Below are 17,817 nucleotides of genomic sequence, written 5' to 3'. Positions count from 1 at the left end.
GTCATCTTCATGCAGAAAAACGTACCCGTCAATCAAAATCGCTCAGTCTAATTCTTATAGTGCTTTTTGCGCTATGTGGATGTTTGGACAAGCTGTAAGGTATCACAAGTAAGACACACCAATAAGATCACAAGACTCAAAAGGCTTCTTATGCGCGCACAGTCCGTCTTAAATCTATTAGTCATTGATGACGATCAGCTCTACGCTGAGCGCCTTGTGCACCTCCTAGATTGTTATTACGAAACCGTCAATTTGGGATTTTTAGATGACAAAGAGGAGCTGCTAAAGTCACTGCGGCAACCTTGGGACGTTCTGGTTTTTGGCAATGCTTATGATATGAGTTTTACGGATGTCGTGGGCATTGTTCAAGATCAGAATATCGATCTGCCTATGATCTGCCTGATGAGTGAAGAGATGGCAGCGATAGCCCATAATAATGAGGGATTGCCTGATATTATCAGCGGAACAATGGTCAAGGCGCTCACAGTAAAGCAAGAAATGGCCGTCGTAATGTCTATTTGCTTACAACATGATAACTTACGCAGTCGCCACGAGCTTAAAGCGTTACGGCATGTACTTTCTGAAGCCGAGCAACGTGCCAATGTCTTGATCAAAAACTCTAAAAGTGCCGTTGCTTATATCGATCAAGGGATACATATTTTCGCCAATGATCCTTATCTTCAGCTTTTTGGTTTTGAATCATTGAATGATGTGATGGGTGTTCCTATTATTGACCTGATTGCAGGCAGCGATAACGTCAAGGGTTTCAAACAATTCTTACGCCAATTCAATAAAGGAAACCGGCAAGACGTAGAGTTTAAGTTCGAAAGTGTGCGGATGGATGGCAGTACTTTTGAAGCAACATTACAGCTGGCTGCAGCGACCTTAGATGGAGAGCCAGTTACTCAGGTCATTATTCAACAAAACAACACCAGCAGTGCTGAAGTGGCCAAGCGGTTGGCAGCGGCTGAGCGTAAAGACAGCTTAACTGGTATCGACAATCGCCGCGGTTTTGAAGAGCAAATGGCAAGTGTATATAAACAATCGCAGCAAGGGACGGTCACGGCGGCGCTATTCTATATTCAGCTCGATAATGTCGGTAAAATTAGAAGCAGTTTGGGGTTACAAGGAATCGACGCGACGGTCAAGCATGTTGCCTATATGTTGGATGAGCTGATATCAGATGGGCATGTGAGTCGTTTTAGTGATACGGTATTTACCATTTTGGTGGAAGACAAAACAACGAAAGAGCTGGAAAGTTTGGCTGATCATATTGTTTCACGTATCAAAGATACGTTCATTGAGGTGGATAAGCGCACCATTAGTACGACGGTCAGTATTGGTATTGTCAAAATTGAGAAAAACACTGCCGAGCCAAATATATTACTTGAGCGGGCGATGGAGGTTATTAATCAAATTATGATAGAGACCTCTGACCATGGTGGTATCTATCATTTATATGACCCAAGCGAACACGCCAATAGTGATGATCATGCCCTTGCTGAGTCTTTGATCGATGCCATAACCAATAACCGCTTTGAGCTGTCATTCCAACCAATATATGACATCAATAATGATCGCAGCGATTTTTTCGAAGTATTTCTGCGATTGCCATTGTCAGATGCCGACAACACCGTATTGACACCCGATCAATTTATGGCAGTTGCCAAGACGCATAAACTGCGTGAGAAAATAGATCGCTGGGTATTGATTAATGCCTGTAAAAAAATAAATGAGATACGCAAAACACAACCTGAAGCCAGATTGCTGGTGCAGTTGAATAGTGCGTCACTGACCGATAAAAAGCTGCCCAATGTCGTTAGTCAACTCATAAAAGCTGTGGGCGGTGCGGCGGGTGTGCTAACCTTACAGTTTAACGAAAAAGAGGTCTCGGATCATTTAACGGTGGCGAAAACTCAGTTTTCTGCACTCAGTCAAGTCGGCTGTCAATTGAGCATCAAGAACTTTGGCTCTTCTGCCAAATCGATAGAAATTGCAAGTTTTGTGCAGCCAGATGTGGTGCGTTTAGCCCGTAACTACGTGGAAGGAATTGATTCAGCGAACAATTTAGAAACGGTCAAATCTCTCATTATGCTTACCAATGAAATCAAGGTTGATGTGTTGATGCCTTATATCGAAGATGCCTCAACCATGTCTGTCGCTTGGAGTGTGGGCGCGCGCTATCTGCAAGGTGATTATTTAGAAAAGCCGAGCAGTACGATAGTGGTGAATTAAGCCCATAACATGTGCTAATCAATGACATGCCTTACAACTGTCATCTCGGTATTGTTTATATTATGCACTTATAGCGGATGCTTCTTAACTAAAGATTGCCAAAAATGCCTATCATCAGTAAATGTCAAATGAGCGGTCTTTTTGCCGTTGTTTTATTACTCACTGCCTGTGAGCAAACGCCACCCGATCACCGTGCTCCTGTCACACTGCCACTATATACTCAGGGTGATGATGTTAAGGGCGCTATCATTTATCGAGAAGCTTGTGGTCAGTGTCATCAGCTCAATGCAGGTCTCAATAAAAAAGGCCCACAGCTGATGAACATATACGGTGCGCAAGCGGCTGAGCTAGAGGATTATACTTATAGCCAAGGATTAGAACAATCAGGTTGGATATGGGATGCTAAGACACTTGATCCTTATATTGCCGATGCCCAAAAAGCCATGCCAGAATCAAAGATGCTATCAAACCCTATGCCGGATGCCAAAGAGCGTGCAGATGTGATCGCTTATCTGTCAACGCTGCGTGCCGCGGCGCCGATAACTGAAGCTGCTGCCCAGTAACGCCTGATTTATCATCACTACTCCCCTAAAAAATGAGCCAGTAACTTACTATGACCCATTCAGCTACCGAAATACCATCTGCGTTTATGCATCAGTCAACAGTAAAGGATGCCAGTCCATCCACCGTTAGTCCTGCTGACTATCACCACAATCAACAGAAAATTGCCCAATTAATGGCGCAATTAAATCAAATCGTATTGGACAAACCGCAAGCGGTCAAGTTGGCCCTCAGCGGCATACTGGCAGGTGGTCATTTATTATTGCAAGACTTGCCAGGTATGGGTAAGACGACTTTGGCTCAAGGCTTGGCACAGTTGCTAGGGTTGAGTTTTAGTCGGGTACAGTTTACCAACGATATGCTACCTGCCGACATCTTAGGTATGAGTATCTACGACCAAAGCAAACTAAAATTTGAGTTTCGTCCTGGCCCTATTTTTACGCAATTGCTGCTCGCTGATGAGATTAATCGCTCCAGTCCTAAGACGCAAAGTGCTTTACTAGAAGCCATGGAAGAGCGGCAGGTAACGCAAGATGGGCAAACGTATCGCTTGCCGCAGCCATTTTTTGTGATTGCCACTCAAAACCCACTCCAGCAAGCGGGCGTATATCCATTACCTGAGTCGCAGTTAGATCGTTTTTTACTGTGCTTATCGCTGGGTTATCCATCGCCTGCAGCAGAGCGCGAGCTATTAAAAGGTCAGGATCGCCGTGAGCTATTAAAAGGTCTGGACGCGGTATTGGACACAGAGGCTGTTTTGTTGGCTCAGCATGGGGTCAAGCAAGTTTACGTCGCAGATGTGGTATTAGATTATCTACAGCGTTTGGTCGCAAAAACCCGAGCCAGTCAGGAATATCATGGTCTCTCGCCGCGCGGTGTGCTGTCATTGCAACGTGCCGCACAGGCTTATGCCTATGTGTCGGGTCATATGGAAATGACGCCTGAAGATATCCAAGCGGTATTTGCAGCGGTCACAGATCACCGTTTGGGTCAGCGTTTTGTACCTGCTCATGTCGTGGGTGGACAAGCAGTGCAGACCATCGCCCAACGTATTTTGGCAGAAGTGCCCATTGTTATTTAATCTTTTCTTGCCTAGGGCGTGTCATCAATTAGCACATTAATGATATGCCCTAAGACGCTTTGACTATGTTTTCAATTTTATGGTAACGATAGGGTAATCATGAGCCTTTTGCCAAAAGCCTTAACTGTACCTATAACGTCAGCATTGCGCCGTTGGTTTGCGTCGCGCGCGCCCAAAAGTGACAGCGTTACGCTCAATTTTCGAAACGTCTATATCTTTTTTAGCTGTGAAGGCATGCTGTTTGCGCTGTTATTAATCATCACTTTTATCGCAGGTATCAACTACGGTAATAATTTGGTGCTGGGTTTGTTTTTTTATCTGGTCAGCGTTTGGCTCATCAGCTTTCATGTGACCTTTGCACATATCTCAGGATTGCAAGTGCGTATATTGGAAGTGACCACGGCAGAAGCAGGCGCTCCTATTTGGGTTACCTTACAACTCCGTAGTGAGAGCCGTCAATCTAGACGCCAGCTTGTGTTTGACTTTGAGCAGCTGGATAAAAAAATCAATAAGCGTGCTGATAAAAAGACTAAAGACAGTAAGGATAATCAACATTCTGTGCTGGTGAACCAGCTACAAGGTGAGCAAGTCATTCGTCTGCCTATTCAGACTCATACTCGCGGTCAGCTTGAATTACCACGGTTAAAAATAAAGACGGTTTATCCTTTGGGTATTATGCGTGCATGGTCGTACGTGTATTTTGCGCGTACCGCTTGGGTGTATCCAAAGCCAGAAGCATTTGATTGGCAAACGCAGTATGCAGTCGTCAGTATGGACGATTTGCCAACGGGTGGACAGTATCGACAAGGTCAAGATGACTTTGAGCGGCTAGATAATTATATAGAAGGTGAGTCATTGGCACGGGTTTCTTGGGGTCATGTGGCGCGTGGTCAAGGTATGTTTACCAAGCATTTCGGTGATCCTGTCGGCCATGAGCAAATGTTAGATTATGTTGATATGCCAGCGGCACATCATGAGCATAAGCTTGCGCAACTGGCTTATGGTGTGATGACACTGGCTCAGCTAGGAGTGCCATTTAAAATGCGCTTACCCAGTGAAGAACAGACTGTTGTACCAATGGGTGAGGGCGACGGCTTTGCGCAAGTTTGCCTGCTAAGATTGGCGAAAGCACCATGACTGACTCTCAGCCCTTAAGCAAAACGTTTTCTAACAACTCATCTGAAACAGGCTTTACAACGAGCGCTGCTACCAGCTTTGAGTGCTTGGCATTGGGTCAATATACCAATGCCCAAGTTGGAGTGAGCCGTGATGACATAAGCCGCGATGACATTAGCCATGATAACAAAGGGTATCGCAAATTATTGGCATTGCCAGCATATTATTGGGTATTAATTGCCCAAATGATCGTTATTTTACCCCATGCTGCCCATTTGCCCCTGTGGCTAATAGGCTTTGCGGTCGTCAGTATTGCCGCCCAATTGCCACAGGTAAAGGCGCGATTTAGAAAACTGCGCCATTTAAAACGACTGTATCAAGCCATGCAAATGCTTGGCTTCTTATTGGGATTAGTTGGTTTATGGCTGACCTACAACACGGCATTTGGGCTAGATATGGGCGTGGCATTTTTGGTGCTGTGCTTGATCAGTAAGCTTTGGGAGTTATATAAGCGCCGTGATGCCTATGTGGTATTGAACTTGTCGCTATTCGTACTTGCTGCGCTGTTTTTGATGAATCAAGGTCTTGTTACCACGCTTGAGGTAGTGGTCGGTGCCGTTGTTGTGTTGTTGGCGTTCATCGCACTCAATGATGATGGCAATACTCGCGGCGAGGGTCGCTTGCGTACTTTAGGTATATTGGGTATCGGTGCATTGCCTTTGCTGGTCGTGCTGTTTTTGTTTTTTCCGCGTCTGCCACCGTTATGGTCAGTACAGTTATCCGGTCAACAAGCGACGACGGGTGTTTCTGACAGTATGTCACCTGGTGATTTTGCCAATCTAGGACAATCGACTGAGCTGGCTTTTCGTGTTGAGTTTGAAAATAACCGTCCGCCACAACAGCAGCTTTATTGGCGGGGTTTGGTTTTTAGTGATTTTGATGGCGTTACATGGCGTCCAAGCCCTCAGCAACGACAATGGCAACCTTCGCCGCAAAGGCCTGCTTGGATTGAAAATGCATTTGCGACCGTCCCTGACGCGGTAAAAGTCGCGCCCAGCAACTATGAGATCATCTTAGAACCCACGCAACAAAACTGGCTGTTTGGACTCGACTATCCTTTTAGCCAGCGTCCAGATGTCAGTGTTACGTCAGACTTTACGTTACTCAAAGATCAACCTGTCACGCAGCAACTGCGCTACGATGTATTACAATTTGCGCCGATGCGTATCGATCCTATTTTGGACAATGAATTGCGGCAGCTGAATTTGGCATTGCCAGCTGATGGCAATCCGCAAGCACGGGCATTGGCTAAGCAGCTTTTTGCCCAGTCAGGCTCTGATCCCGTTCGCTATATGAATGCTATTGAGCGCTGGATTAATCAAACAGATTTTCGCTACACGCTGTCACCGCCGCGACTGAATACCAACCGTATTGATGAGTTTTTATTTGAGACCAAAGCGGGGTTTTGTGAGCATTATGCTTCTAGCTTCACCTTTATGCTGCGGGCAGCTGGTATTCCAGCACGAGTCGTGGCGGGTTATCAAGGCGGCGAGCTGAGCCGCGGTGGCACTGTCTGGGAAGTGCGCCAAAAAGACGCGCATGCGTGGACGGAGGTTTGGCTTGAAGGCCAAGGGTGGGTACGAGTGGATCCGACGGCTTTTGTTGCTCCTGAGCGTGTAGAGCAAGGTATGGATGCGATGACGCAATCACAAGGTGCGGCGATGTTTGGAGAAGGCGCTGGCGCACAAATCAGCTATCAGCAGTATCAGATGCTCCAATCTTTGCGGCGCTTATCCGATCAGGCCAGTTACTATTGGCAAAAAGACGTTGTCGGCTACGATCAGGATAAACAAGCAGATTCGCTATTAAAGTGGTTCAATATCCGCTCAATCGGGCAGCAAATTGTCTGGTTGGCTGCTAGTGCTATTACGGTTATGTCGGTGTTGATATTTATTATTTGGCAGCGTCGCCGCAAACGGTGGCATACAGCGGATCTACCCCTTTTCCAGCTCTCAAAACGTCTGAGTAAGCGCGATAAATTACTGGCGCGCGGCGATAGCGAAGGGCAGTTGGCGTGGCTTGAGCGTTTGGCAGCAACGCTGGATAACCGCACTGCCGATACGATGACTCAGCGTCGTCACCTTGAAAGTGATAATGCCAATCAATCAAAAGATCGCGTTCATTCAGAAGATATGCGCACAAAAATTGAGCAGATTCAACAAGACTATCGGCAGCTGCGTTATGGACGCCTTAGTACATTGGATACCAATGATCGCGAATATCAAACACAGCTAAAACAGCTTAAGAAGCATATACGTCAATTGATGTAAGCGCTTTAGGGAATGGTAAAATGGCCATATACGTAGATTTTGTGAAAATAACATTTAAAGGTTATCAGTGGTGTCATATGTTGGCCGATACGTTGCAAGAGCTGCATGAGTTTGCAGCACTTATTGATGTGGATGCGCGTTTATTCCATCGCCATGCTAGTTATCCGCACTATGACATCACGGTACAAATGCGCGAAATAGCCATTGCTCAAGGTGCGATTCCTGCCGATCGAAAAAAAATTATCGAATGTGCCAAAAAGTTAAAAGTAGAACTGAATGACCAATTGATGCGATTTGAATTGTCAGAACAGTGCTTTTCTTTGAGAAATCTGTTTTGACCGAGTGCTAGGCTAAGCGCTTCGCCAAATAATCTACTAGCAATCTAATCTTTGGCGATAAATGACGGTTGTGGGGATACACTGCCCAAATGCCTTCGTCAGGCTCTCTGTAGTCGTCTAAGAAACTCACCAGCGCCCCTGATGCTAAATGTTTTTGTACATAGTAATCGGGTAGCTGGACGATACCCAAACCTTTTAGAGCAGCGTCAACCAGACTATGGCCACTGTTGTATTGCACCGTTCCGGCCACGCGTAAGTTCCTTTCTTTATTCACTTCCTTATTCGCTCCTTTATCTGTTTCAATAAAATGCCAATAGTCACGCGTACCGAGTAAACAGTTATGTTGACTCAGCTCGTCTAGCGTGTGCGGGATACCATATTTATCAAGATAAGTGGGTGCAGCGCAGACAAAGTTTGTGCGACGGCTGAGCTTTTTGGCCATCATGGTTGAGTCGCTTAATTTGCCGATACGAATAGCCAAATCATAACCCCCTTCGACCAAATCAATCTTTTGATTGCTCAAAAAAGCGGTCACTTCGACATCGCGATACTGCACCATAAAATCGTTGATGAGTGGCAATAATTGCTGCTCGCCATAGGTCACAGGTGCGGTCAGTTTAATTCGGCCTTGTGGTTTTGACTGTAAATTGCTCACGGCTTGCTCCGCAGCATCCAAACCATCAAGTACGCTGCGGCAGTGCTGATAAAACACGCGGCCTTCTTCTGAGAGTGCGACTTTGCGTGTGGTGCGATACAGCAGTTTGATATTCAGCCGTTTCTCTAACGCGCTTATTTGCCGACTGACTTGCGCGGTCGATACGCCCAATTCTTTTGCCGCGCGCGTAAAACTCTCGTACTCTGCCACGTAAACGAACTCGCTAATACCATCCCAGCGCATTATTATTACCAATATGTAAAAGATATTTGCAAATATAGCATATTGTTATACCTACAGAAAAAACTATAATGGTAAACATCGGTGAAGATAAAAATGCTTACTGTTCTCAAGCTTGCCTATCATCAGTAAGCAAGATAAGCTGAAAGGGTCTTTATTCAGATCAGTTGTTACCGCATGGCCTCAAGTATAGGCAATTCATAATAGAAATGGTGCATTCGTCCATTGTGTTGTACTGGTATCAATTTTCTTTGCTGGCTGTTCACAAGCGTGACAGAGGCTGCAAAAAATTATACCCGTTCCGCTGACCCGTTTTTATACTGAACTCACTACATATTGAAATCATTATAATGACACTAAAACAGTAGCGATGTGTATCGTAAAAAAATAACCAATTAAAAGAGAGTATTTATATGTCAGACAAATTTATTAAATCTAAAGCCGCCATTGCGTGGGGGCCAAATCAGCCATTGTCGATTGAAGAGGTGGATGTCATGTTGCCGCGCAAAGGGGAAGTGTTGGTCAGAATTGTGGCAAGTGGCGTTTGTCATACTGATGCTTTTACGCTGTCTGGTGAAGACCCAGAAGGCGTGTTTCCAGCGATTTTGGGTCATGAAGGCGGCGGTATCGTTGAGCAAATCGGTGAAGGCGTGACCAGCGTCCAAGTCGGCGATCATGTCATTCCTTTATACACAGCAGAATGTGGCGTCTGTAAAATGTGTACGTCAGGCAAGACTAACCTCTGCTCGGCGGTACGCGAAACCCAAGGTAAAGGTCTCATGCCAGACGGCACCACGCGTTTTTATAAAGACGGTGAGCCAATTTATCACTATATGGGCTGTTCAACCTTTTCAGAATATACCGTCTTGCCAGAGATTTCTTTGGCCAAAGTCAACAAAGCCGCGCCGTTAGAAGAAGTTTGCTTGCTGGGTTGTGGCGTGACCACTGGCATGGGTGCTGTCATGAACACTGCCAAAGTTGAAGAAGGCGCGACGGTTGCTATTTTTGGCCTAGGCGGTATTGGGTTATCTGCGGTGATTGGCGCTGAAATGGCAAAAGCCAGCCGTATCATTGCGATTGACGTTAACGAAAGCAAATTTGAGCTGGCCAAAAAACTTGGCGCTACTGATTGCATCAATCCGAAAGATTATGACAAGCCAATTCAGGAAGTCATCGTTGAGCTAACCGATGGCGGTGTTGATTATTCGTTTGAATGTATTGGTAATGTTGACGTCATGCGATCAGCGCTTGAGTGCTGCCATAAAGGCTGGGGTGAGTCGGTCATCATTGGAGTCGCAGGCGCAGGGCAAGAAATCTCTACTCGTCCATTCCAGTTAGTGACGGGCCGTGTCTGGAAAGGCTCAGCATTCGGCGGTGTGAAAGGTCGTACAGAATTGCCAGGATATGTTGAGCGCTATCTGGCGGGTGAAATTCCTTTACAAGACTTTATCACGCACACGATGCCAATAGAAGACGTCAACGAAGCGTTTGACTTGATGCATAAGGGTGAGAGCATCCGTACGGTTGTCAATTTCTAAGAGCAGTTGCTGACGGTAATATCAAGGTTACGGTTTTAAATTGCCGACTTTACAATAAAAAATGCTGTTTCAAAATTGAAGCAGCATTTTTTTGCGCTATGGTTTTTTGAAAGCTACAAGATAGGCTTAATAGCACTCTAGCGAACGCCTGTATTAAGCACCCTTTTTGCTAATAATTTGATCTGCTAGCGTCGATAAATCTGATGCGGTCAAATCCGGTACTGGTACATTTGGCGCGTTAAGCATCGCATTATAAGGACGCGTCAAAAATGCACCACGACAACCTGCCGCTTGCGCGCCTATGGTATCCCAAAGATGACAGGCAACAAGGCATAAGTCTGACGTTTTAACAGATAACTCCTTCGCTACCATTTGATAAGTTTCAGGTGCAGGCTTGAACTTACTGACGGTCTCAACGCTGAAATGCTGCTCAAAAAAGTGGCTTAATCCCGCTTTTTCTAAAGGAGTTGGGGAAGCGCCACTCGCTGAGTTGGTCAGCGTTACCAATCGGAACCCTGCCTCTCGTAAACGAGTCAGTGCTGGTATCGCATCCGCATGGGCAGGCATGTTGTTCATACGCTCTTTTAATTCGGCAATATCGCTCTCTGTCAGCGTTGTCTGATGAATATCAGCTACCATGCGTAACGCACCGATGCCAAGCTCACCAAAAGGTGTATACAGCCCAGATAAAGTCATGGTCTGTGAGTACAAAACCAGTTGTGCGAACCATTCTCTCAGAACAGCTTGCGTACCAAAGACCCGTGTAAATAAAGGCGCAAGCGTATTGATATCAAGCAGGGTTTCATTAACATCGAACACAATGATATTTGGGCTGTAATCAGAGGACATAAAAAATCCTTTTTATTCTAAATAATGATTCAGTCAGGCATGGTGGCTAACTGCTCTAAAATACTTATGTAATTATCGACGCCTTGAGCACCGCTGACAAGATGGCGCTCATTAAAAATAACCGCTGGTACACTTTGAATGCCTTGTTGTTGCCAGTGCTGCTCTGCCGTACGTACTTCCTTAGCAAAGAACTGACCTTCCAATACTGCCAGCGCCTTGCTACGATCAAGCCCAATCTCTGCTGCGATATCAGCAAGTACATTGATATCAGAGATGTCTCTGTTATTGGTGAAATGCGCGACAAACAAGGCTTGTTTTAAGTCATGCATACGGCCTTGCTGATCTGCAAAATGCAGGAGCTGATGCAAATTAAAGGTATTGTGCATACGCGTATCGTCATTGAAATTGAACTCAAAGCCCACTTCACGACCTGCTTCGGCCATTCTAACTCGGCTCGCATCGGACTCTTGCTTCGTCGAGCCGTACTTCTCAATGATATGCTCGCGTAGGTTCTGACCCTCGCTTGGCATGTTAGGGTTTAACTCAAACGGATGCCAGTGGATGGTATGAGCGGTATTGGTTTGCTCAAGTGCTTGTGCCAGTTGACGATAGCCGATGACACACCAAGGGCAGACAACGTCTGAGACGATGTCTATTCGAAGTGGTTTTTCTGATGGTTCCATAATGCCTCGCAAGTAGTGTTATTTATATTTTAAAGGAGATGTGTCTGGTGTGTTGTCCAGCCACATCCGTGCAATCAATATTAAGAGAATGATACGGTGATTACAATGCACTCTAGGTTACGACTTAAGTAGCGCAAATGTAATCGTCGTTAACGACAAGGTAAATGATAGGTATAAAGTTTTGTTGATTGGAATAATTGAAATAAAGGTATGCGTAGCGGTGATACAGCAGGGGTAAACACTAGTGATAGGTAGTCATAATTAGTTGTTAAAATAGGCTCTAACAGAAAGTAATACACCAAAAGCCTTCTTATTTTAAGGACGTTCTAGATTAAAAACTACACTCTAATAACTACAAAGTGAAAACAAAATAACCGTTTTGATACGGCATAATAAATCTATCGACGCTCTTTTATCAGGCGTTCTTTGCCATTCCATTCTGTTCATCTGCCAGCGAGAAGCCAGCATGTCTACTTTGACGTTAACCATTAATAAAAAGGATTATCAGCTTGATAATCTTGACACACGCACGACGTTGCTCGATGTCTGTCGTCAACACTTACAAATCACCGGACCCAAAAAAGGCTGTGACCACGGTCAATGTGGAGCTTGCACAATGCTCATCAATGGTCGACGGGTCAATTCTTGTCTGACACTTGCAGTCATGCATGATGGTGATGAAATTACTACCATCGAAGGCATCGGCATGCCTGATTCACTATCAGCATTGCAGCAAGCGTTTAAGGACAACGACGCCTTTCAGTGCGGATATTGTACTCCTGGACAAATTTGTTCGGCGACAGCGCTGATAGAGGAAGTGAAGCAAAATTGGCCAAGTCATGTGAGCACAGATTTGCAGCACCCTGATGGCTTGCTTGTACAAGAAATTGCTGAGCGCATGAGTGGCAATATATGTCGCTGTTCTGCTTATCCTAATATCATTAAAGCCATCTCACAAGTGCTGGAGGAGCAAGTATCAGCGTCTTCAACCTCTCAAACAGCTGACAGCTCAGTGCAAGGGGCAAGCGTGACAGGAATTTGGTCGCCGCCGCCTAGTGAGACCCAGCTTGGTAAAAAATCAACAAATAATAAGACAGCAACTGGTACGACAGGAGGTCGCTCATGAAACGATTTGAATATGACCGTGCTGCTGCACCAGAGCAAGCTGCCACATCTGCTAGTGCCGAAGACGCTACTTTTATCGCAGGTGGTACTAATTTATTAGATTTGATGAAACTAGAGATTGAAACGCCCATTAAATTGGTAGATATCACTCGCCTAGAGTTAGAGCAGGTTGAAACCACTGATGATGGTGGTTTGCGTATTGGCACACTAGTGACCAATAGTGATCTGGCAGCACATCCTGATATCATTGCAAATTATCCCGTGTTAGCGCGGGCGATCTTGGCAGGGGCGACTGGACAATTACGCAATAGAGCGACTACTGGTGGCAACTTCTTACAGCGTACGCGTTGTTATTATTTTTATCAGACAGACAGTGCCTGTAATAAACGAGAGCCAGGAACGGGTTGTCCAGCCATCAATGGCGAGAATCGTACACTTGCTATCTTAGGCACGAGCGATGCCTGTATTGCTCAGCATCCATCCGATATGGCCGTGGCCATGCGTTTGCTTGATGCAAAAATTGAGACAGTAAAAGCCGATGGCAGCACGCGCACCATTGCTGTCAAAGATTTTTATTGCTTACCAAAAGACACGCCGCATATTGAGACGGTATTAGAAGAAGGCGAGCTTATTACTCATGTTGTGTTACCTGCACCTATTAAAGGTATCCACACCTACGACAAAGTACGTGATCGCGCCTCTTATGCGTTTGCACTGGTATCGTGTGCCGCAGTTGTAGACGTTGATGACAGTGGCAATTTGAATACCGTACGACTGGCATTTGGTGGTATTGGTACTGAGCCATGGCGCAATGAGCAAGTTGAGACACTATTAACGGATACCGATGGCAATAGCGACATTATTACGCAGGCCGCTGATTTATTATTGAATGATGCCAAAGGTAATGGTCAAAACGACTTTAAGATACCGTTGACGCGTCGCCTACTAAAACAAGTCATTCAGCGCGCACTAGCGGGCGAGGGAGCATAATTATGGCATTATTTGAATCAATCACTCAGTCAGAACCGACCAAAAAAATGACCATGGATAAGCCTGTTGAGTCTCTACTGAGCAAAACGCCGAGCAAGCTTGTCGGTAAGCCGATCAACCGTGTTGATGGTTCGCTAAAGGTTAGCGGTCAAGCGAAATATAGCGCTGAAATACACTTGAACAATCAAGCTTATGGTGTCTTAGTTGGTGCGACAATTGCTAAAGGTCAAGTAGAGAAAATCGACAGTGACTCTCTAAAAGGTATTCCAAATATTATCAAAGTTGTCACTGATCCTGAGCATTTTTTACGTAACTCTCAACAGGGCGGCGCAAAAAAAGCACCGAAGCAAGGGGTAACTGAGATCTTTTATCATGGCCAGCCGATAGCGGTTGTCATTGCTGAAACCTTTGAGGCGGCGACAGAAGGAGCGAAAGCGCTTAAAGTAACCTACAAAAATGAAACTGACCAAGCGGCATTGAATTTCACCCAAGAGCTGTCCAATGCCCATGCAGTCGATGAAAAAAATGGCTCTGACAAAAATTATGTGCAAGGCGATCCAGATAAAGGCCTAGCCGATGCCGAAGTAACGATCGATCGTTTTTATCATACACCAAGTCAAAACAGCGCTGCCATGGAGCCACATGCGACATTGGCACATTGGGAAGAAGATAAATTAATCCTCTATACCGCGAATCAAATGCTTGCCTCTTGCAAGCAACAGGTGATGGACGCTTTGGACTTGAGTAAAGACCAAGTGCAGCTCATCGCTCATTACGTCGGCGGTGGCTTTGGCAGTAAGCTTGGTATTGCCCCTGAGTCTATTGCCGCTGCTATCGCCGCAAAAGAGCTTGGTCGCCCAGTATTGATTACTATGACCCGTCCACAAGTGATGGAAGCAACGGTCAGACGCTCAAATACTCGTCAGCGTATCGCAATTGGCTGTGATAAAGAGGGTGTCATCGATACGTTGATTCACGATACCGTTTCTAGCAATTTGCCCGGAGAGGCATTCTTTGAACCGACCGCTTTGTCTACGCATTACTTATACCGTGGTAAAAACCGCCGAGTCCATTATGAAATGGTAGATATGAATCAAGTGCTATCAGGTTCGATGCGTGCGCCTGGTGAAGCGGTTGGTATGATCGCGGTTGAATGCGCAATGGATGAATTGGCTTCTCAATTGGATATGGATCCTATCGAGCTACGCCGCCGTAATGAACCCGAAAAAGACCCTAGTAAAGACATCCCATTTTCGACACGGCAGCTGATTGCTTGTATGGAACAAGGTGCTGAGCAGTTTGGCTGGAGTAAGCGAAACACCAAACCAGCCAGTCAATTAGAAGGGGACTGGTGGATAGGAACTGGCATGGCTGCTGCGGCACGTGGCAATCAATTACAGCCCTCTGAGGCACGCGCAACGCTTCAGGTAGATAAATCAAAAACACTCGGTGTCAAAGCTGTCATCGAAACAGACATGACCGATATTGGTACTGGCTCTTATACGGTGTTCTCTCAAGTGGCTGCTGACTTATTAGGACTACCCATTGATCATATCGAGATGAAATTGGGAGACAGTGCCTTGCCCCCTGCATCAGGCTCAGGAGGCAGTTGGGGAGCTGCAAGTGCAGGTAGTAGTATTTATCTTGCTTGTGAACAATTGCGTGAAATGCTGGCTGAAAAAGTTGGCCTATATCCTGATACCATTCAGCTGGCTGACGGTCACATCAAGCAAGTTGGTGAGCATGAGCTAACTGCTGTAGAGACTGCTAAGAAGAATAGCCAAGCATTCGCTGATAGCACCATTAACAAGATATCAGAAACCACAGGAATTTCATTATCAGAGCACGTGTTGAAAGAACAATCAGAATCAGAGAAGTACGATTTTGATAACAATGACTCTTATGCGCTAACAGATATTGTCGGTAAATATGACGAGCAAAAAATCAGTGCAAAAGGTCAGATAAAACCGGGCAAAAACGGCAAAAAATATCGTCAATCTTCGTTTGGTGCGAATTTCGCTGAAGTTGCCGTTCATAAGGTTACTGGTGAAATTCGAGTGAAGCGTATGACGGGCGCATTTGCCGCTGGTCGTATCCTCAACCAAAAAACTGCTACTTCACAGTGCTATGGTGGCATGGTGTTCGGTATCGGCTCAGCGCTGATGGAGCAAGTGATCCATGACAAACGCGACGGTCGCCTATGCAATCATGATCTTGCAGAGTATCACGTGCCAGTCAATGCGGATGTACCGCAACTGGATGTGATATTGGTAGAAGAAAATGACCCTTATACCAACCCCATGCATATTAAGGGTATTGGCGAAACGGCGATTGCTGGTGCCGCCGCTGCCATTGCTAATGCTGTCTACAATGCTGTGGGTGTACGCGTTTATGACTTCCCTATTACTCTCGACAAGCTGCTTTATGAGATGCCGGAGTAGCTTTTACGAGCCATATATATGACAAAAACCCGCTTAATGAGCGGGTTTTTGTAACTCAATCGGTGGTATCTTTTATCATTATCAAAAAAATAATTATTAAATAAGAGGCGTTATGAATCAAGTTGCTGACATTCTTAAGCTGGCAAGTGAGGCTCAGCAAAAAAACGTTGATGCTGTACTGGCAACCGTTGTGCGTACTGAAGGGTCGGCATATCGCCGCGCTGGTGCCATGATGCTCATCTGTGAAGATGGTCGCTCGGTTGGGATGATTAGTGGAGGTTGCTTAGAGCCGCATATTATTAAACGCGCCTTTTGGCTCACCTGTAATGGCGCGAATGTACAAGTCTATCAGACAGGCGATGATGTTGAGTATGCTGAAAATGGTCAAGCACAAGTAGCGGTCAAAAAAGACAAGTCTGATATTGAAAAATCTGATGAGCTAGACTTTGAACCAGATATTGAGATAAATATTGAGCCAAACACTGACTTAGGCACTGAATTAGATGAGCTAAATTTTGGGCTAGGTTGTAATGGACGGGTGCATGTGTTGTTTGAAAGAATGACTACCGCAAAACCACTATTAGAGATAATCTGTCAGGTTCGTTATACTCAGCAGCCCGCCACAATAGCGACTTTGATTCGCTCTGATAACTGCCAGCAGCAAAGTACTAAATCGCAAAAAAGCGCTGAGTTACAAATTGGCATGCGCATCAATCTAGATGACTATAGCCAATTAGGAAAAATAGGGGTGATAGGTGCTGGTAAAGATTTGGATCTAGCACCCTCTGAGTTTTGGCAAAAATTGACGAATATGAGTGCAGCATTGTTAAAATATGAGCCGCTTGATAACGATGCTAAATACGTTGTTTTAGATGATGGGGACGGAACCACAGAGTGGCTCATACAACGGCTACAACCTCAAACTCGCTTGTTGATTTGCGGTGCAGGCAATGATGTGATGCCACTGGTCACGATGGCAAAACTGCAAGATTGGCATGTCACGGTTATAGACAGTCGCGCGCAATATGCGACTCGGATGCGTTTTCCTCAGGCAGATATGGTGATGCATCTGCCATTAGAGAGTACCGAAAAGTTACTCAAGCTGAGCAATAATGCGGCTGTTGCGTTGATGTCGCACAGTCTTAGTCAAGATCGTACTCGTTTGGCAGTACTGCTGGCGCATCCCAAAAATTACAGATATATTGGGCAACTAGGACCACGCTATCGCACTGAGCGCTTAATTAATGAAATTAGCGCTACTATCAGTCATCCTACTGTTCTGGATGCTGGTATTAGTAAGTTGCATTATCCGATTGGCTATAAGCTCGGTGGAGATGGCCCCGAAGCCCTCGCGCTTGGTATTATGGCTCAGATAAATGCCGTTATGCACGAGCAAACAGCGCCCGACGAATTTTTGCACAATAACGTTGCAAGTGCGGCAGCAATAAGCAGTGATATGATGAGCCGTGACATAGAGACAGATACTGCACCGAGTAGCGTATGAGTAGCGATAGCATTACTGTCGTAGATGCTAAAAGTCACGCGCAAAACTATGTGAAAAACTATGTGAAAAACTATGTGAAAAACTATGTGAAAAACTATGTGAAAAACTATGTGAAAAACTATGTGAAAAAC

The 17,817-nt window shown here is 45.5% G+C and carries 14 protein-coding genes; 11 read left to right on the top strand and 3 right to left on the bottom strand.

What is annotated here, in order from left to right:
• Positions 1 to 150: 150 nt before the first annotated feature.
• From JMY02_RS05300 to JMY02_RS05275, 6 genes are all read left to right on the top strand, one after another.
• Positions 151 to 2,235, top strand: coding sequence for an EAL domain-containing protein (locus JMY02_RS05300; protein WP_201596000.1), 2,085 nt, complete (start codon positions 151 to 153; stop codon positions 2,233 to 2,235).
• Positions 2,236 to 2,339: 104 nt separating this feature from the next.
• Positions 2,340 to 2,798, top strand: a complete 459-nt coding sequence (locus tag JMY02_RS05295; RefSeq protein WP_201595998.1) for a c-type cytochrome — start codon at positions 2,340 to 2,342, stop codon at positions 2,796 to 2,798.
• 86 nt (positions 2,799 to 2,884) lie between these two features.
• Positions 2,885 to 3,877 (top strand): AAA family ATPase, encoded by a 993-nt coding sequence (locus tag JMY02_RS05290; RefSeq protein WP_201596218.1) that lies wholly within the window; start codon positions 2,885 to 2,887, stop codon positions 3,875 to 3,877.
• A 99-nt stretch (positions 3,878 to 3,976) separates the two neighbouring features.
• Positions 3,977 to 5,014, top strand: coding sequence for a hypothetical protein (locus tag JMY02_RS05285; RefSeq protein WP_201595996.1), 1,038 nt, complete (start codon positions 3,977 to 3,979; stop codon positions 5,012 to 5,014).
• Positions 5,011 to 7,323, top strand: coding sequence for a transglutaminase family protein (locus tag JMY02_RS05280; RefSeq protein WP_201595994.1), 2,313 nt, complete (start codon positions 5,011 to 5,013; stop codon positions 7,321 to 7,323). Before JMY02_RS05285 ends, JMY02_RS05280 begins: the two co-directional genes overlap by 4 nt.
• 20 nt (positions 7,324 to 7,343) lie before the next feature.
• Positions 7,344 to 7,661 (top strand): DUF4031 domain-containing protein, encoded by a 318-nt coding sequence (locus JMY02_RS05275; RefSeq protein ID WP_201595992.1) that lies wholly within the window; start codon positions 7,344 to 7,346, stop codon positions 7,659 to 7,661.
• A gap of 7 nt (positions 7,662 to 7,668) precedes the next feature.
• Here JMY02_RS05275 and JMY02_RS05270 read toward each other — a convergent pair whose 3' ends face one another.
• Positions 7,669 to 8,559 (bottom strand): LysR family transcriptional regulator, encoded by an 891-nt coding sequence (locus tag JMY02_RS05270; RefSeq protein ID WP_201595990.1) that lies wholly within the window; start codon positions 8,557 to 8,559, stop codon positions 7,669 to 7,671.
• Between the two features lie 410 nt (positions 8,560 to 8,969).
• Here JMY02_RS05270 and JMY02_RS05265 point away from each other — a divergent pair, with 410 nt between their 5' ends.
• Positions 8,970 to 10,094: an S-(hydroxymethyl)glutathione dehydrogenase/class III alcohol dehydrogenase gene (locus JMY02_RS05265; RefSeq protein ID WP_265087954.1), complete on the top strand. Its 1,125-nt coding sequence runs from the start codon at positions 8,970 to 8,972 to the stop codon at positions 10,092 to 10,094.
• A gap of 153 nt (positions 10,095 to 10,247) precedes the next feature.
• On the opposite strand, the gene JMY02_RS05260 is transcribed toward JMY02_RS05265, so the two are convergent.
• Both JMY02_RS05260 and JMY02_RS05255 read right to left on the bottom strand, forming a co-directional pair.
• Positions 10,248 to 10,943: a haloacid dehalogenase type II gene (locus tag JMY02_RS05260; RefSeq protein WP_201595988.1), complete on the bottom strand. Its 696-nt coding sequence runs from the start codon at positions 10,941 to 10,943 to the stop codon at positions 10,248 to 10,250.
• A 29-nt stretch (positions 10,944 to 10,972) separates the two neighbouring features.
• A complete protein-coding gene (locus JMY02_RS05255) occupies positions 10,973 to 11,626 on the bottom strand; it encodes a DsbA family oxidoreductase (RefSeq protein WP_201595986.1) in 654 nt (217 codons plus the stop codon).
• Between the two features lie 466 nt (positions 11,627 to 12,092).
• Here JMY02_RS05255 and JMY02_RS05250 point away from each other — a divergent pair, with 466 nt between their 5' ends.
• The 4 genes from JMY02_RS05250 to JMY02_RS05235 all read left to right on the top strand — a co-directional run bounded on the left by JMY02_RS05250 (position 12,093) and on the right by JMY02_RS05235 (position 17,686).
• Positions 12,093 to 12,752: a 2Fe-2S iron-sulfur cluster-binding protein gene (locus tag JMY02_RS05250; protein ID WP_201595984.1), complete on the top strand. Its 660-nt coding sequence runs from the start codon at positions 12,093 to 12,095 to the stop codon at positions 12,750 to 12,752.
• Positions 12,749 to 13,741, top strand: coding sequence for an FAD binding domain-containing protein (locus tag JMY02_RS05245; RefSeq protein ID WP_201595982.1), 993 nt, complete (start codon positions 12,749 to 12,751; stop codon positions 13,739 to 13,741). The genes JMY02_RS05250 and JMY02_RS05245 overlap by 4 nt, the downstream gene beginning before the upstream one ends.
• A gap of 2 nt (positions 13,742 to 13,743) precedes the next feature.
• Complete coding sequence (locus JMY02_RS05240; protein ID WP_201595980.1) at positions 13,744 to 16,182, top strand: xanthine dehydrogenase family protein molybdopterin-binding subunit; 2,439 nt, start codon at positions 13,744 to 13,746, stop codon at positions 16,180 to 16,182.
• Between the two features lie 112 nt (positions 16,183 to 16,294).
• The gene (locus JMY02_RS05235) at positions 16,295 to 17,686 is read left to right on the top strand and encodes an XdhC family protein (protein WP_201595978.1); all 1,392 of its coding nucleotides are present in this window, start codon (positions 16,295 to 16,297) and stop codon (positions 17,684 to 17,686) included.
• Positions 17,687 to 17,817: the final 131 nt, after the last annotated feature.

The sequence above is a fragment of the Psychrobacter vallis genome (assembly GCF_904846715.1).
Classification (GTDB): domain Bacteria; phylum Pseudomonadota; class Gammaproteobacteria; order Pseudomonadales; family Moraxellaceae; genus Psychrobacter; species Psychrobacter vallis.
The sequence above is the reverse complement of the archived record's forward strand: the minus strand, read 5'-3'. Positions and strand labels throughout refer to the sequence as shown.

Bases quoted from the DNA above. Each gene is read 5' to 3' on its own strand.
- JMY02_RS05275 (WP_201595992.1), top strand. From the start codon at position 7,344: ATGGCCATATACGTAGATTTTGTGAAAATAACATTTAAAGGTTATCAG.
- JMY02_RS05285 (WP_201595996.1), top strand. From the start codon at position 3,977: ATGAGCCTTTTGCCAAAAGCCTTAACTGTACCTATAACGTCAGCATTG.
- JMY02_RS05280 (WP_201595994.1), top strand. From the start codon at position 5,011: ATGACTGACTCTCAGCCCTTAAGCAAAACGTTTTCTAACAACTCATCT.
- JMY02_RS05240 (WP_201595980.1), top strand. From the start codon at position 13,744: ATGGCATTATTTGAATCAATCACTCAGTCAGAACCGACCAAAAAAATG.
- JMY02_RS05290 (WP_201596218.1), top strand. From the start codon at position 2,885: ATGCATCAGTCAACAGTAAAGGATGCCAGTCCATCCACCGTTAGTCCT.
- JMY02_RS05250 (WP_201595984.1), top strand. From the start codon at position 12,093: ATGTCTACTTTGACGTTAACCATTAATAAAAAGGATTATCAGCTTGAT.
- JMY02_RS05260 (WP_201595988.1), bottom strand. From the start codon at position 10,943: ATGTCCTCTGATTACAGCCCAAATATCATTGTGTTCGATGTTAATGAA.
- JMY02_RS05265 (WP_265087954.1), top strand. From the start codon at position 8,970: ATGTCAGACAAATTTATTAAATCTAAAGCCGCCATTGCGTGGGGGCCA.
- JMY02_RS05270 (WP_201595990.1), bottom strand. From the start codon at position 8,559: ATGCGCTGGGATGGTATTAGCGAGTTCGTTTACGTGGCAGAGTACGAG.
- JMY02_RS05295 (WP_201595998.1), top strand. From the start codon at position 2,340: ATGCCTATCATCAGTAAATGTCAAATGAGCGGTCTTTTTGCCGTTGTT.
- JMY02_RS05255 (WP_201595986.1), bottom strand. From the start codon at position 11,626: ATGGAACCATCAGAAAAACCACTTCGAATAGACATCGTCTCAGACGTT.
- JMY02_RS05300 (WP_201596000.1), top strand. From the start codon at position 151: ATGCGCGCACAGTCCGTCTTAAATCTATTAGTCATTGATGACGATCAG.
- JMY02_RS05245 (WP_201595982.1), top strand. From the start codon at position 12,749: ATGAAACGATTTGAATATGACCGTGCTGCTGCACCAGAGCAAGCTGCC.
- JMY02_RS05235 (WP_201595978.1), top strand. From the start codon at position 16,295: ATGAATCAAGTTGCTGACATTCTTAAGCTGGCAAGTGAGGCTCAGCAA.